This is a genomic window from Photobacterium halotolerans DSM 18316 (assembly GCF_000425165.1).
Taxonomy (GTDB): domain Bacteria; phylum Pseudomonadota; class Gammaproteobacteria; order Enterobacterales; family Vibrionaceae; genus Photobacterium; species Photobacterium halotolerans.
In genome coordinates this window covers 314722-328869 of record NZ_KE384320.1, presented here as the reverse complement: position 1 = coordinate 328869, position 14148 = coordinate 314722, and the positions used below count along the sequence as shown (strand labels likewise).

The following is a 14148-nucleotide window of genomic DNA, read 5'->3' as shown; positions in this document are numbered from 1 at the left end:
TTGATAGCAATCGGGTGAAGCTTTTCGCCTCCCGGTCACAAAAGTGTCATACTTTATTCGGATAATGGCGCCAGACAGAGAGCTATGACTTAGGTATCGAGACTATGGTTAGACGGATTCTAGTGGTTGAGGATGAAGCACCGATCCGCGAAATGCTGTGCTTTGTGCTGGAACAAAAAGGCTATCAGGCCATTGAAGCAGAAGATTATGACTCCGCGCTGGAGAAGATCTGCGAACCTTTTCCAGAGCTGATCCTGCTTGACTGGATGTTGCCGGGCGGGTCAGGGATCAACCTGATCAAGCATCTCAAGCGCGATGAGGTCACCCGCAGCATTCCTGTTGTGATGCTGACGGCGCGTGGTGAGGAAGAAGATAAAGTACGTGGGCTGGAAGTGGGCGCGGATGATTACATCACCAAGCCTTTCTCGCCCAAAGAGCTGATGGCCCGTCTGAAAGCCGTGATGCGCCGGGTGTCGCCGACGTCACTGGATGATGTGATAGACGTGCAGGGACTGAAACTGGATCCTGTTTCGCACCGTGTGACCTCCAATGATGATCCGCTGGATATGGGGCCGACAGAGTTCAAGATGCTGCATTTCTTTATGACGCATCAGGAGCGGGTATACAGCCGCGAACAATTGCTGAACAATGTCTGGGGCACCAATGTCTATGTTGAAGACAGGACGGTGGATGTGCATATCCGTCGCTTGCGTAAAGCACTGGAGTGCGGCGGACACGATAAAATGGTACAGACGGTGCGTGGTGCCGGATACCGTTTTTCAACAAGGGTGTAATGACCACACAAAAGGATGATGAGTCAGTAGCTGGCTGTACGGCCGGATGAAGCCGCAGTTACTGGCGGGAGAGGTGAATGGTAGAACGCTTGTCATGGAAAAAGCTGGTCCGGGAACTGGCTTTTTTTTATTTCCCCTGGGTTATCCTCGGGCTGATTTTTGGTTACATGCCCTGGTTTTTGCTGGCTGCCAGCTGGATTCTGCTGGGCTGGCACTGTCACCATCAACTTAAAATGTCCCGCTGGCTGTGGACGGATCGCAGTCTGACCCCGCCATCCGGTTCGGGCAGCTGGGAGCCGCTGTTTAACGGTATTTACCGCCTGCAGCAAAGAAACCGTCGCCGCCGCCGCGAACTGGCGACCTTAATCCGCCGTTTCCGCAATGGTGCCGAATCGCTGCCGGATGCGGTGGTGGTCTTTCGCAGCGAGGGCAATATCGTCTGGTGTAACAAACTGGCGCAGAATCTGCTGGGCCTTCGCTGGCCGGACGATGCCGGCCAGCCGGTCAGTAACCTGCTGCGCAGCCCGGATTTTGTCCGCTATCTGGCCAGACAGGATTTTGAAGATCCGCTGGAAATCACCTCGCCGCTCAATTACGACAGGACGCTGGAGTTACGTATCATGCGCTATACCGAAGGTGAATACCTGATGGTGGTGCGTGATATCTCTCAGCTCAAGCAACTGGAAGGGATGCGTCGCAACTTCTTTGCCAATGTTTCGCACGAACTGCGCACCCCTATGACAGTCCTTCAGGGCTATCTGGAAATGTCCCGGGACCCGGATATGCTGGTCGGTCCTATGTGGGAAAAAGCCCACGGTGTAATGACAGAGCAGCTGACGCGGATGAACTCGCTGGTGGAGCAATTGCTGACCCTGTCCAAAATTGAAGCCGCCCCTCATCTGGAGCTGGAAGACAGAGTCGATGTCCCTGCCATGCTGGATGTGCTCGAAAAAGAGGCCATCTCGCTCAGTGGCGATAAAAATCAGATCTTTGAATTTCATGTTGATGAGTCACTTCAGGTCTTTGGCGATGCCGATCAGCTGCGTAGTGCCATTTCGAATCTGGTCTATAACGCTGTCAAGCACACCCCGCCTGAGTGCAAAGTGACGGTACGCTGGTTCCTGTCGCCTAAAGGTCCGCGACTGGAAGTCACAGATACCGGCAGCGGTATTGAGCCGCAGCATATCCACCGGCTGACCGAGCGTTTCTACCGGGTTGATAAAGCGCGCTCGCGTGAAACGGGCGGCAGTGGCCTGGGGCTGGCAATCGTGAAGCACGCATTGAGCCATCATGATGCGTTTCTTGAAATTGAAAGTGTGGTTGACGAGGGGAGTACGTTCTCGTTTACGCTGCCACAACGCCTGATTGCAAAGGCAGCCTGAGTCAGATTGGGATGAGTGACGCCGGGCCTGTGGGCCGGCAGAGGAGAAGAGTGGTAAATGAAACACAAAGGCTGGGTGGCGACATTGAAGTGGGGCTGGTTTGGCGCGTTCAGCCTGCTGAGCGGCGGCCATGCGCTGGCGCAAGGCGCGCCGGCTCCTGCACCTTATCAGAACGTCGAAGGCGTAGCCGGCGTGCTGACGTCTGTCGGCTCCGATACCTTTGCCAACCTGATGACTTACTGGTCGGAAGCGTTTATGCAACGCTATCCCAATGTGAATGTTCAGGTGCAGGCGGCGGGTTCATCCACTGCACCGACCGCACTGATCGAAGCCACAGCCCAGCTTGGCCCGATGAGTCGCCCGATGAAGAGCCGGGAAATGACCGCTTTTGAACAGAATTACGGATATAAGCCTACAGCGGTACGGGTTGCGATTGATGCACTTGCCGTTTTTGTGCATGAAGATAATCCCTTGCAGGGGCTGCGGTACCGGGAGCTGGATGCGGTGTTCTCCCGTACCCTGCGTTGCGGTGCCAATTCGCCAGTCACGCATTGGGGGCAACTGGGATTAACCGGTCGCTGGGCGCAGCGTGATATCCAGCGCTTTGGCCGTAACTCCGTCTCGGGCACTTATGGCTATTTCAAGCAAAAAGCCTTGTGCAACGGCGATTTCCGCAATGATGTTAACGAGCAACCGGGATCGGCCTCTGTGGTGCAGTCGGTATCGACCTCGCTCAATGCCATAGGGTATTCGGGCATCGGTTACCGGACCTCTGGGATCCGGGCATTACCTATCGCTCAGGGGGATGGTCCTTTTATTGCGGCCACCAAAGCCAATGCGGCCAACGGCAGCTACCCGTTAGCGCGTTATCTGCTGATTTACGTCAATAAAGCGCCCGGCAAACCCTTGCCTAAACTGGATGCGGAATTCCTGCAGTTTATTTTATCCAGTGACGGTCAGCAAATGGTGGACAAGGACGGCTACGTGCCTTTACCTGCGGCGGTGATCGCCAGCGAGCTGGCGGCGCTGGGCCTGGCGGATACTGAATAAAACGCTGTTTCTGTGGGCAGCGGTGTGGTCAATAATGCTGCAGGATTGCTGTTTGCGTGGCAATAAAAGCCAACTGTAGAAAAAAATACAACAGCTCAATCACCGCAAAGACGGGTTGAGCTGTGAGTGGCGACTGTGGTTATGGTTGTCGATTGACCTGCCTATTCACTTTCTTCTTCCGGCGAAATAGACAGCTCCCAACCGGTTTTTTGCCAGTAATCCCGTTCTTTTGCCAGATCGGCCGCCAGTAAACGGTTACTGGCTTGCCAGTCATCAGGCAGGGTGAGCTGCCATTTTTCTTTATCGGCGCTCAGGCTAAGTGCGGGCAGCGTTTCATCAGAGCGCTGTCCATGCAGGGCAACGGCCAGTCGCAAGGCGCGGATCATCGGATAGATGTGTTTGCGGTTGTAAATGGTCAGCTCCGGCATTTCATCGAGCTTGAGTGACTTGCGCTGATAGCGCACTAAGGTGGCCAGCACTGTCTGCTGCTCGAGATTGAAGCCCGGCATAGTGCTGTGGCGCAACAAATACGCGGAGTGGCGGTGAAAGCCGGGATAGCTGATACTCAGCCCGACCTCATGCAGCAAAGCCCCCCAGCCGAGCAAGGCAGCCAGCTCAGGGGTGTGACTTTCTGATGGGTCGGCAATCTGGCCGTATAAATGTTCTGCCGTGTTTCTGACCCGAGTGGCCTGATCGATATCCACATTGTACTGCTGTGCTATTGCAGTGGCCGTCCGGCTTCTGATATCACTGTGACGGAACCGGTCTTCCATTTCATACAGCAGTCCTTCACGCAGCGCACCATCGGAAAAAATCATAGTGTCGATTTTCAGCGCGCTGAATACCGCGCTTAAGATGGCGACACCTGCCGCAAAAACCGGTTTGCGATCCTCGGTCAGTCCGGGAAGGTTTAACTCAGAACTCTGTTTGCAGGCGGAAACCTGTTTGACCACCTCGTCCAGCCGCTCTCTGGTGATCACACCGTCGGCATGTCCCTGGGCGATGATCACTTCCCGAATGGCTTTGATGGTACCCGAGGAGCCAATGGCGGTGTCCCAGCCCGTTTTGCGGTACTTGCTGGCGATACTTTCCATTTTCTGCAGCGCCGCCATCTGGGCTTTGGTGATGGCTTTGGCGGAAATCTTGCCGTTGGGAAAGAAGTGCTGGTTGTAACTCACGCAGCCCATGTGTTTGCTGTACTGAAGCTGGGGATCAAAGCCTTCGCCGATAATCAGTTCGGTACTGCCGCCGCCAATATCGACTACCAGTTTGCGGCCCGGTTCGTGCTGAGTATGGGCGACGCCCAGATAAATCAGGCGCGCTTCCTCTGTGCCGGGAATGATTTCAATCGGATAGGGAAGTACACGTTCTGCCCGTTTGAGGAACACATGGGCATTCCTTGCCTGTCTGAGGGTATAGGTTGCCGCGATGCGGACGTTTTCCGGTGCAAACCCCTGCAAGCGTTCGGCAAACATGGCCAGACAACCCAGGCCGCGCTGAATGGCGGCCTGATCCAGATCCATATTGTCGTTGAGTCCTTCAGCCAGATGAACGCGCTGTTTATGCCTGCTGACAATCTGCAGACTATGGCCCACAACCCGGGCGACCACCATATGGAAGCTGTTTGAGCCCATATCTATTGCTGCTATTTCGCGGGGACGATCAATTTCTATCATGCTGCGTTTTCATTATTCTCTTCGGAAGCAACCGTTTCAGCTATCTGGCTGGCTTGTTTCTGCATCTTTTTTTCAGACTGCTTCAGGTAGTCGTAGATGGCAATCTGCGATCTGATTTTTCGCTTGTTACCGCGCGGAACATAATTGTTGCTCATCGACTTATCCAGAATTCTCGCTTTGACAGTGTCTGAAAACTGAATGTTAAGTATGTCGATGATTTTCTGCTTCAGTTCAGGTTGCCTTATCGGGCAGCCGACTTCAATACGGTTGTCGATATTACGTGTCATCCAGTCTGCGGACGAGATGAACACCTCAGGCTCGCCATTGTTCTCGAACACCATGACTCTGGGGTGTTCCAGGAACCTGTCAACAATACTGATGATCCGGATATTGTCGCTGATACCGGTAATACCCGGCACCAGAGAGCACATGCCACGGATGATCATATCAATGCGTACACCGGCGCTGCTGGCCTGATAGAGACGGTTAATCAGTCCCTTATCAACCAGGTTGTTTACCTTGAGTGTAATGGCTGCCGGCAGTTTTTGCTTGGCGTTGGCAATTTCTCTGTCGATGAGTTCATACAAGCGGCTGCGCGAGTTGCGCGGTGAGACAATCAGCTGATTGAATTTTACCGGCCGGTACGGGTTCTGAATAAAGCTAAATACCTGACGCACTTCGTTGGTCAGCTCAGGATCGGCAGTGAACAGCGAGAAATCGGTATAAATCTGGGCGGTTTTCTCGTGGAAGTTGCCTGTACCTATGTGCGCATAGCGGACGATGGCATCGTCTTCCTGGCGGGTGATCAGACACAGTTTCGAGTGAATTTTCAGTCCGGGGACACTGAACACGACGCGCACACCGGATTCGGTCAGGCGTCTGGCCCATTCGATATTGGCCTCTTCGTCAAAACGCGCCTGCAGTTCAACCACCACAGTGACCTGCTTGCCGTTATTGGCGGCATCTATCATGGAATCTATGATGCGCGAGTTTTTGGCGACCCGGTAAATATTGATATGGATGCTGCGGACTTTGGGATCGAACGCGGCCTGGCGGACAAACTCCGTCATGTGGTTGAATTTGTGGTACGGGTAGTACAGCAGGATATCTTGCGCCTTGATGGCTTCAAAGGCGTTTCTGGCGCTGACAAAATGGTAGCTGTCCAGTGCCGGTAAAGGTTTGTTTTCCAGGTAGCTGCGGCCAATGTTCGGAAAACTGATGAAATCTTTGAAGTTGTGATAGCGGCCACCGGGAATAATGCTGTCGTAGCTCGACACTTTCAGCAGGCCGCACAGTTTTTCGATCAGCTCCCCCGGCATATCGCGCTGATAGACAAAACGCACCGGCATAGCCGTCAGGCGCTGATTCAGGCCTTCCGACATCAGCTCTAAGATACCGTGGTCAACCTCCTGGCTGAGATCGTACTCGGCATCCCGGGTCATTTTCATCGAATAGGCCGCCAGGCTGTCATAATCGAAAAAAGCCTTGAAAATATCATCCAGGCACAGGCGGATAATATTATCTAACAGGATCAGTGTTTTTCTGTTTTTACCTTTGGATTCAGGGACTTTAATAAAGCGCGGCAACTGGTCGGTCGGAATTTCCAGCAAGGCATACTGGCTGCTGTCACCCTGTTTCATGTCGATCGCCAGATAGGTATATTCATCCTTGAGAAACTGCAGCAGATCTATGTCTTCAGTCAGTAATATCGGCGTCACGTGAGGCAAAATGGTGTGGCGGAAGTACCGTTTCAGCCACTCGACCTGGTTATCATCGACCTGCTGTTCGTTAATGAGGAAAATATGGCGGCGGGCCATTTCCAGCAGGATCTCGTTATACAGGGTATCGAAGTCCTGGTTCATTTTCAGAACCCGGCTTTGGATCTTGCTCAGCAGGTGCTTGGCATTGATGTCACCGCTCTGCTCCTGGGTGATCAGAATACGCCGCTTTACATCGGCAAAGCGGACTTTATAAAACTCATCGGTATTGCTGGAAAAAATACCCAGGAAACGGACACGCTCAATCAGCGGCACTGATTTGTCAGCCGCTTCCTGAAGGACACGTTCGTTAAAAGACAGCCAGCTAAGTTCTTTGTCAATATACAGCGGTTCAGTACTCATGGTTTTCCTAACATCAGAATCAACAGCAGTAGAGCGGCCTGTCTTTCAGTTTTGAAAGGACAACAGCCTTTTTAGTGCGCTTCACTGCTTTCGGGTTCTTCAAAATCTATGGTCAGATCATCGGCCAGACTTTCCAGCTGCTGCTGTACGGTCGAGACGGCCACTTCTGCCGGAATTTCAAGTTCAAACCAGGCAGTGAATATGGGGTAGCCCCAGTTGGGTGCACTGTGTGTATCTGTTTTGAGTTTGTGAATGTTGATACCCAGCTCGCCAAGACGAGTGGTGACTTCTTTGACGATGCCTGAGCGGTCGTTGCCTGTGACTGTGAGCAGCTGCAGTTGAGCGGGAGGCGCCGTGATATTGGTATCCTCGGCAATATGGATGTTCAGGCCATCAAGCTTGGACATGGCTTGCCGTAAGGGCTTGACGGATTCTTCCGGAATATCGACCTGAAGAATACCGGCAAACTGACCTGCCAGTTTGCTCATACTGCTGCCCAGCCAGTTGCCTTTGTGCTGATAAACAGTATCTGATAATGCCCCCACTAAACCCGGGCGATCCTGACCAATGACTGTAATGACAAGGTGTTTCATGTCGCGTCTCCTTCTGGTAGCGGTTAAATTCATTATCTGACCACGATCAGATTATGTCCAGACAGGATACCTACTGAGTCACCGGAATTCGGCTACCGTCATAAATCATTAAGAATACGGAAATTTTGTTGCAGATTGATGTCAGTCATTCCATCAGTCTCCCACAATAAAAAGGTCAGCAATAAAGCGCAAGTCGCTGTAATATTACTGTCATCTAACAGACATATACTTTGTCAGTTTGTAACTTTTATGGGGTGAGAATGGCAGATGCCGGTGCATTTTTGACTGACAATAACCGTAACCGTCAACGAAAAGACAGGTTTGCGCGTTATGGAGTGATTGCCGGTGGAATATCTGTCCTTCTGACGCTTGTTCTGATCTTTTTCTATCTGCTTTATGTGATAGTGCCTGTGTTCGCACCGGCCAGGATCACCCCTGTTCAGTCATTTTCTATTCCGCTGACACAAACCGCTGCGGTTCGTGTCAATGAGCAGAATACCCATGCTTTTCATTTCTCCTCTGAGGGGCAGATCAGCCTGGTCGCGCTCAGTGCCAGTGAGGGTCAGCAGCCGGTTACGCAGCAGCAGGTGGTGATGGCGAACCCGACCAGCTTCGCGGCGGCTTTGCCTAACGAGCACGTGTTTGCCTATGGTGATCAGTCTGGTGGCGTCACTGTGGTGAAGCCGCTGATCCGGCAGGGCAGGCTGATGATGAGCGAGCCGCTGTCTGCTCCTTATATTCAGCTTGATAGCCAAGGTAAACCTTTGGTCCGGCTGGCGGTGTCAGTGCGCCGCCAGGTCGCGGCTCTGGCTGGCGTCACACAGGATCAGCGCCTTGTCGCCAAGGTATTCCATCGCGGCAGCGGTCTGGATACCGGTGAACAGGCGTGGCAGGAAACCCAACTTGCTATGCCGGCAATCGGCCATCCGATCACGGATATGGTGGTGACGCCGGATGACCGCACTGTGTATGTGCTCAATGGCCGGCAAGTCACTGTGATTGATCTGCAGCGTACTGAAGGGCGGATTCGTCAGCAAACCGATGTCAGTCAGGGGGCGGGGGATCCGATCGCCATGACGGCACTATCCGGTGCCAACTCGCTGCTAATTACTGGTAGCGACGGCAAAGTCACACAATGGTTTGAAGTGGTGAAGGCGGGGCAACGCCAGCTGATACCAGCCCGGACCTTTTCAGCCGATATTTCAGCCGATAAAGGCGCCCTGCATCTGGTGGTGCCTGAGTATTACCGCAAAGGCTTTCTCGCCGTTCAGGAAGACGGCAGGCTGACAGGATATTACATGGCGGATTCCTCTGCCCCTGTACTGGAATCCCGGCTGTTCAGTCAAACGCCCGATCTGATGGCTGTCTCGCCCCGTGCCGACAGGTTGCTGGCGATCTCGGGGCAGCAGTGGCAGTTATTTAAGGTCTCCAATCCTTACCCGGAAGTGAGTTTCAGCAGCCTGTGGCAGAAAGTCTGGTACGAAGGGTATCCGGAACCGGATTATGTCTGGCAGTCCACCTCTGGCACTGATGAAAGTGAGCCTAAGCTGAGTCTGGTCCCTGTTGTTTTCGGTACCCTGAAGGCGGCTTTTTATGCCTTGTGTTTTGCGATTCCTCTGGCCCTGGCTGGCGCTATCTATACCGCCTATTTTATGTCTTCTTCGATGCGTAAAGTGGTGAAACCGACGATAGAGATCATGGAAGCCTTGCCGACTGTCATTCTGGGGTTTCTGGCCGGCATCTGGCTGGCGCCGATCGTTGAGAATCATTTGATTGGCATAGTGCTCAGCGTGCTGGTGCTGCCCCTGGTGATGGTGGCTGTCGGTCTGGGCTGGGCTATGCTGCCTGGCGGCTGGCAGCGCAAAATGCCAACCGGGCTGCACATTTTGTTGCTGATGCCGGCGCTGGTGCTGGCCGGGTATCTCTGTTTCTCGCTAAGCCCGGTGATCGAACAGGCGTACTTTGGCGGGGATATCCGCAGTTATCTGACCAATAACTGGGGGATGGGTTATGATCAGCGCAATGCGCTGGTGGTGGGGATCGCCATGGCCTTTGCGGTGATCCCGACCATTTTCACCATTGCTGAAGATGCGATTTATTCGGTACCGGCGCACCTGAGCAGCGGCTCGCTGGCGCTGGGAGCGACACCCTGGCAGACCCTGACCCGGGTAGTCCTGCTCACCGCCAGCCCGGGGATATTCTCCGCGGTGATGATGGGGCTGGGACGGGCGGTGGGAGAAACCATGATAGTGCTGATGGCCACCGGCAACACGCCCATTATGGACTGGAACATACTGGAAGGCCTGCGTACGCTGTCGGCAACCATTGCCATTGAAATGCCGGAATCGGAAGTCGGCAGTGCACATTACCGTGTCCTGTTTCTGGCGGCATTTGTTCTGTTTGTTTTTACTTTTTTCTTCAATACCCTGGCTGAGATTGTGCGTCAGCGACTGCGTGAAAAATACAAGTCGCTATGATCACCGGGGCAGAGGCTGTGTGACTGATTAGATGTTGAAATGGATGCGTTCCGGCTCCCCCTGGATCTGGCTGACGGCTGGCACTGTCAGCCTGAGTTTGCTGGCGGTGCTGGGTTTGTTACTCATGATAGGCTGGAAGGGGTTGAGTTACTTCTGGCCGGCACAGGTGTACCGGTTTGACGTCAGTCTGGCTGATCATCAGCAAGTGATCGTGGGTGAAATTTATGAAACCCGGCAGGTGCCCCGCCAGCAGTTACTGGAAGCCGGGTATGAGCTGGCGGGCAATGATAATCCGACCATTGCCCGCTATCTGATCAAAACCGGCAACCGTGAATTAGCCGATTTGGATTTTGTGACCCTGCTTGACACACAGATCCGGTCAAAGGAGGTGGCGCATGGGGTTGCCGTGATTGACAGGCTGCGTAACGGCAAGTTTTACGGTTATCCGCAGGCGGTGATGGTGAATGGCAGCCGCCACAGTGCCGATTTATTAGCGGACTGGCTGAGCCAGGCTGAGGCCGCCAAAGAAGCCATACTGGAATTACAGCAAACTCAATATATTCCGCTGAACCGTCAACTGGCGTCGCTGGCAGCCAGCAGTGATGAAACGTCCGAGTCGCGACGGGGGGAGTTGCTGGCTCGTCTGCGTGAGGTGGAGCATGAGCTCGGGCAAATCCGTCAGGTACTGGATGGTCAGTCGCTGCTGATGAAGGACGCGGAAGGGCGCGAGGTACAGATACCGCTGGCGGACATACTGGACGTCTGGTATCCCAACGATATGTCATTCTCCGAAAAAGTGGCACACTGGGGACGCCAGGTCGGTCACTTTGTCACCGATGCGCCTCGCGAAGCGAACACCGAAGGAGGCGTGTTTCCGGCCATTTTCGGCACTGTGTTGATGGTGCTGCTGATGAGCGTGATTGTGACGCCTTTAGGGGTACTGGCCGCGATTTACCTCCATGAATATGCACAGCAGAACCGCTTTACCCGTTTAATTCGCGTGGCGGTGATCAATCTGGCGGGTGTGCCGTCCATCGTGTATGGCGTATTTGGTCTGGGCTTTTTTGTTTATATGGTGGGCGGTACCATCGACGAGCTGTTTTTTTCGGATCAGTTGCCCGCACCGACTTTTGGTACGCCGGGCATTCTCTGGTCGGCGCTGACACTGGCGATTCTGACTTTGCCTGTGGTGATAGTGTCAACCGAAGAGGGCTTGGCACGTATCCCGCCCTCAGTTCGTCACGGCTCGCTGGCATTGGGCGCGACTCAAGCCGAGACCTTATGGCGGATTGTGATCCCCATGGCCAGCCCGGCGATCATGACGGGGTTAATCCTCGCGGTGGCCAGAGCGGCGGGAGAAGTGGCACCACTGATGTTAGTCGGTGTCGTGAAAATGGCGCCATCATTGCCGATAGATGCACAGTTTCCTTACTTGCATTTGGACCGAAAGTTCATGCATCTTGGCTACCATATTTATGATGTCGGCTTTCAGAGCCCGAATGTAGAAGCGGCGCGACCCCTGGTCTATGCGACCTCTTTGCTGCTGGTCACTGTCATTATTGGTCTGAATCTGACCGCCATTGGCATTCGTAATCATTTGCGGGAGAAATTCCGCGATCTGGAACAATAACGAGAAGGATGTAGATGTTTTCATTCAACGCCAGTATGGACTTGCTTAAGCCAGTCGATCTGACCGCACTGCCAGAAGAAAAAACCGCCCTGACGATAGACGGGCTGGATCTGTATTATGGTCAGAAGCAGGCGCTGTTTACTATCAACATGAAGATTGCCAAAGGCCAGGTGACGGCCTTTATCGGTCCGTCCGGTTGCGGGAAATCCACCCTGCTGCGCTGTATTAACCGGATGAACGAGCTGGTGGAAGGCTGTCGGGTTGAAGGACAGATCATGCTGCATGGCAGAAACATCTATGATCAGAATGTGGATGTGGCGGCCCTGCGCCGCCGTGTCGGCATGGTCTTTCAGCGGCCCAACCCGTTTCCTAAATCCATTTATGAAAACGTGGTTTACGGTTTACGTCTGCAAGGGGTGAAAAATACCCGGGTGCTGGATGATGCGGTTGAAAATTCACTGCGCGGCGCGGCGCTGTGGGATGAGGTGAAAGATCGTCTGCACGAGAATGCGTTTGGTTTATCCGGTGGTCAGCAGCAGCGTCTGGTGATTGCCCGTGCCATTGCGATTGAGCCGGAAGTCATCTTGCTTGATGAACCGACCTCGGCGCTGGATCCGATCTCCACCCTGACCATTGAAGAGCTGATTAACGATCTGAAGAAAAAGTATACGGTCATTATTGTTACCCATAATATGCAGCAGGCCGCCCGCGTTTCAGACAATACGGCCTTTATGCACATGGGCGAGCTGGTGGAGTACGCCTCGACCAATGATATTTTCACCACGCCCAAAGAAAAACGCACCGAAGATTACATCACCGGCAGATACGGCTAAGGAGTAGAAGACAATGTTAGACAATATGAGCCTTAGCCGTCATATCTCCGGCCAGTTCAATGCCGAGCTTGAGAGCATACGCACCCATGTCCTTGCCATGGGCGGACTGGTTGAGCAACAGCTGACGGATGCGCTCAAGGCCATGCACAGGCAGGATGTCGATCTGGCCCGCCGGGTCATTAAAGATGATCATAAAGTCAATGCGATGGAAGTGGCGATTGATGAAGCCTGCACCCGGATTATTGCCAAGCGTCAGCCGACCGCCAGTGACTTGCGCCTGGTGATTGCCATTATCAAAACCATTACTGATCTCGAACGTATTGGTGATGTGGCGGAAAGCATTGCCAAAGTGGCGCTGGAAAACTTCACCAATAAGCAATACAACCTGCTGGTGTCGCTGGAAGCCCTTGGTCAGCATGCTGCCCGTATGCTGCATGAAGTGCTGGATGCCTTTGCCCGAATGGATGTCAAAGCGGCGATTCGGGTGTATCAGGAAGACGATCGGATTGACCGAGAATACGAAGCGATCATCCGGCAATTAATGACCTATATGATGGAAGATCCGCGCTCTATTCCTAATGTGCTGCAAGTGATGTGGTCAGCGCGTTCCATTGAACGGGTGGGGGATCGTTGCCAGAATATCTGCGAGTACATTATTTATTTCGTCAAAGGCAAAGATATTCGCCATACCAGTCCGCAGGAAATGGAAATTTTCATGGATAATAACCGCTGAATCATTCGGGGAGCCAAACGGCTCCCCGGCTTGATCTTAATCGTCACCTTTATCAAACCTATCCGGCACAAAGGTTTGTTCGTCCATGGGCGGTCGCGTGTAACCACTCTTGTTGATCTCGGGTAGTATCACTTCCGGGTAGTCGATCTCCTGGTAGGGGATCTGGCTCAGCAGATGCGACATGCAGTTGATTCTGGCCTGCTTCTTATCGTCACTTTCAACCACCCACCACGGGCTCTGTTTAGTGTCTGTGTGGGCAAACATTTTGTCTTTGGCGGCCGAATATTCCGCCCAGCGCGAGCGTGATTCCAGATCCATCGGGCTGAACTTCCACCGCTTGATCGGGGTGTTGATGCGCTCCAGAAAGCGCTTTTCCTGCTCTTCGTCCGACACCGAGAACCAGTATTTGATCAGTATGATGCCGGAGCGTTGCAGCATGCGTTCGAATTCCGGACAGGCCAGCAGAAACTCTTCATATTCTTCTTCGCTGCAAAAGCCCATCACCTTCTCGACCCCGGCCCGGTTGTACCAGCTTCTGTCAAACAGCACGATTTCGCCGGCAGAGGGAAGCTGTTCCACATAGCGCTGAAAATACCACTGGGTTTTCTCTTTCTCTGTCGGTTTTGGCAAAGCAACCACCCGACAGACACGGGGATTGAGCTTCTCGGTGATCCGCTTAATGGTGCCGCCTTTGCCGGCCGCATCCCGGCCTTCAAAAATCACCAGCACTCTCAGGCCTTCCTGTTTGACCCACTCCTGGCATTTCACTAGTTCAGTTTGCAGCCGCTCAAGCTCTTGATCATAGTCTTTCTTTTTGAGTTTGCTCTGTAACTGTTTGTCAGACATAAATAAACCACATT

The 14148-nt window shown here is 53.3% G+C and carries 11 protein-coding genes; 7 read left to right on the top strand and 4 right to left on the bottom strand.

Translation table 11 applies throughout. The features are described 5' to 3' along the window. Window positions 1–104: 104 nt before the first annotated feature. The 3 genes from phoB to H511_RS23505 all read left to right on the top strand — a co-directional run bounded on the left by phoB (window position 105) and on the right by H511_RS23505 (window position 3226). Window positions 105–794 carry a phosphate regulon transcriptional regulator PhoB gene (phoB, locus tag H511_RS0114690; RefSeq protein ID WP_027252987.1) on the top strand — a complete coding sequence of 230 codons (690 nt, stop codon included), beginning with the start codon at window positions 105–107 and terminating at the stop codon, window positions 792–794. 77 nt (window positions 795–871) lie between these two features. Further along, window positions 872–2176: a phosphate regulon sensor histidine kinase PhoR gene (phoR, locus tag H511_RS0114685; RefSeq protein WP_027252986.1), complete on the top strand. Its 1305-nt coding sequence runs from the start codon at window positions 872–874 to the stop codon at window positions 2174–2176. 57 nt (window positions 2177–2233) lie between these two features. Beyond that, complete coding sequence (locus H511_RS23505) at window positions 2234–3226, top strand: PstS family phosphate ABC transporter substrate-binding protein (protein ID WP_081669291.1); 993 nt, start codon at window positions 2234–2236, stop codon at window positions 3224–3226. A gap of 161 nt (window positions 3227–3387) precedes the next feature. Here H511_RS23505 and ppx read toward each other — a convergent pair whose 3' ends face one another. The 3 genes from ppx to H511_RS0114665 all read right to left on the bottom strand — a co-directional run bounded on the left by ppx (window position 3388) and on the right by H511_RS0114665 (window position 7615). Next, window positions 3388–4902 carry an exopolyphosphatase gene (gene ppx, locus H511_RS0114675; RefSeq protein ID WP_027252985.1) on the bottom strand — a complete coding sequence of 505 codons (1515 nt, stop codon included), beginning with the start codon at window positions 4900–4902 and terminating at the stop codon, window positions 3388–3390. Continuing rightward, window positions 4899–7022, bottom strand: a complete 2124-nt coding sequence (gene ppk1, locus H511_RS0114670; RefSeq protein ID WP_027252984.1) for a polyphosphate kinase 1 — start codon at window positions 7020–7022, stop codon at window positions 4899–4901. Before ppk1 ends, ppx begins: the two co-directional genes overlap by 4 nt. A gap of 71 nt (window positions 7023–7093) precedes the next feature. Next, entirely contained in the window at window positions 7094–7615 is a 522-nt protein-coding gene (locus H511_RS0114665; protein WP_027252983.1) for a glycine cleavage system transcriptional repressor, read from the bottom strand. 260 nt (window positions 7616–7875) lie between these two features. On the opposite strand from H511_RS0114665, the gene H511_RS0114660 reads away from it, so the two are divergent. From H511_RS0114660 to phoU, 4 genes are read left to right on the top strand one after another with little or no spacing between them, the layout of a single operon-like run. Continuing rightward, window positions 7876–10092 carry an ABC transporter permease subunit gene (locus H511_RS0114660; protein WP_027252982.1) on the top strand — a complete coding sequence of 739 codons (2217 nt, stop codon included), beginning with the start codon at window positions 7876–7878 and terminating at the stop codon, window positions 10090–10092. 31 nt (window positions 10093–10123) lie between these two features. Further along, window positions 10124–11722 carry a phosphate ABC transporter permease PstA gene (gene pstA, locus H511_RS0114655; RefSeq protein WP_027252981.1) on the top strand — a complete coding sequence of 533 codons (1599 nt, stop codon included), beginning with the start codon at window positions 10124–10126 and terminating at the stop codon, window positions 11720–11722. Between the two features lie 14 nt (window positions 11723–11736). Then, window positions 11737–12555: a phosphate ABC transporter ATP-binding protein PstB gene (pstB, locus tag H511_RS0114650; RefSeq protein ID WP_027252980.1), complete on the top strand. Its 819-nt coding sequence runs from the start codon at window positions 11737–11739 to the stop codon at window positions 12553–12555. Between the two features lie 13 nt (window positions 12556–12568). Next, the gene (gene phoU / locus H511_RS0114645) at window positions 12569–13288 is read left to right on the top strand and encodes a phosphate signaling complex protein PhoU (RefSeq protein ID WP_027252979.1); all 720 of its coding nucleotides are present in this window, start codon (window positions 12569–12571) and stop codon (window positions 13286–13288) included. Window positions 13289–13324: 36 nt separating this feature from the next. Here the strand turns inward: phoU and ppk2 are convergent, their stop codons facing one another. Further along, window positions 13325–14134: a polyphosphate kinase 2 gene (gene ppk2 / locus H511_RS0114640; protein ID WP_027252978.1), complete on the bottom strand. Its 810-nt coding sequence runs from the start codon at window positions 14132–14134 to the stop codon at window positions 13325–13327. Window positions 14135–14148 lie beyond the last annotated feature (14 nt).

Excerpts from the sequence above, each read along its gene's own strand:
- phoB (WP_027252987.1), top strand. The coding sequence starts at position 105 with ATGGTTAGACGGATTCTAGTGGTTGAGGATGAAGCACCGATCCGCGAA.
- phoR (WP_027252986.1), top strand. The coding sequence starts at position 872 with ATGGTAGAACGCTTGTCATGGAAAAAGCTGGTCCGGGAACTGGCTTTT.
- H511_RS23505 (WP_081669291.1), top strand. The coding sequence starts at position 2,234 with ATGAAACACAAAGGCTGGGTGGCGACATTGAAGTGGGGCTGGTTTGGC.
- ppx (WP_027252985.1), bottom strand. The coding sequence starts at position 4,902 with ATGATAGAAATTGATCGTCCCCGCGAAATAGCAGCAATAGATATGGGC.
- ppk1 (WP_027252984.1), bottom strand. The coding sequence starts at position 7,022 with ATGAGTACTGAACCGCTGTATATTGACAAAGAACTTAGCTGGCTGTCT.
- H511_RS0114665 (WP_027252983.1), bottom strand. The coding sequence starts at position 7,615 with ATGAAACACCTTGTCATTACAGTCATTGGTCAGGATCGCCCGGGTTTA.
- H511_RS0114660 (WP_027252982.1), top strand. The coding sequence starts at position 7,876 with ATGGCAGATGCCGGTGCATTTTTGACTGACAATAACCGTAACCGTCAA.
- pstA (WP_027252981.1), top strand. The coding sequence starts at position 10,124 with ATGTTGAAATGGATGCGTTCCGGCTCCCCCTGGATCTGGCTGACGGCT.
- pstB (WP_027252980.1), top strand. The coding sequence starts at position 11,737 with ATGTTTTCATTCAACGCCAGTATGGACTTGCTTAAGCCAGTCGATCTG.
- phoU (WP_027252979.1), top strand. The coding sequence starts at position 12,569 with ATGTTAGACAATATGAGCCTTAGCCGTCATATCTCCGGCCAGTTCAAT.
- ppk2 (WP_027252978.1), bottom strand. The coding sequence starts at position 14,134 with ATGTCTGACAAACAGTTACAGAGCAAACTCAAAAAGAAAGACTATGAT.